The organism is Psychrobacter sp. 1U2, assembly GCF_051847575.1.
In genome coordinates, this window is record NZ_JBPYDC010001426.1 from 1 (window position 1) to 603 (window position 603).

1 protein-coding gene is annotated in these 603 nt (G+C 37.5%); it reads right to left on the bottom strand.

Features of this window, described 5'->3' with window-relative positions:
- Positions 1-401, bottom strand: a 401-nt coding sequence (locus ACS8FD_RS22455) for a radical SAM protein (protein ID WP_439277489.1), incomplete at its 3' end; no start/stop codon positions are given.
- Between the last annotated feature and the right edge of the window lie 202 nt (positions 402-603).

Sequence of the window (603 nt, forward strand, 5' to 3'; positions counted from 1 at the left end):
GAATAACACGGCAATGAGGCGACCACTTCGACCTCGTTATCTGCCAAAAACTGCGCCATATCTTCATATCCCTCTTCCATCAAGATCGTCAAGTTACAACGATCAATGACTTTGACACCAAGCTTGCGTGCCGCCTTGACCAAATATTTAAAGTCTTTGTGCATCTCAGGAGCACCGCCGGTCAAATCAAGCGTATCGATATCTTGCGCTTGCAGCACTTGCGGAATGAGCTCAATCAGCTCACGCGACATCATCTCCGTTCGGTACGGACTGGCTGCAACATGACAATGTACACAAGACATATTACATAGATAACCCATATTAACTTGTAGGACAGTAAGTCCTCGTCTTTTAATAGCAGGAAAGTCAGTGTCTTCGAGTAATTCAATGGTAGATTTCATAGTGATATAGAACCCAATTGTCAGTCCTCTTTAGTATAAATAGACATAGCTAAAATTTTAACATCACAAAAATAATCTTATAAATTCACCGTCAAAATAAAGTTAATCTAATCAATAATACCTTATTTTCTTTTGTATATTTTCATTAATATGTTTTATATTTTTATCAACATCAACGCTTATTTATCACTGCAAAATGCTT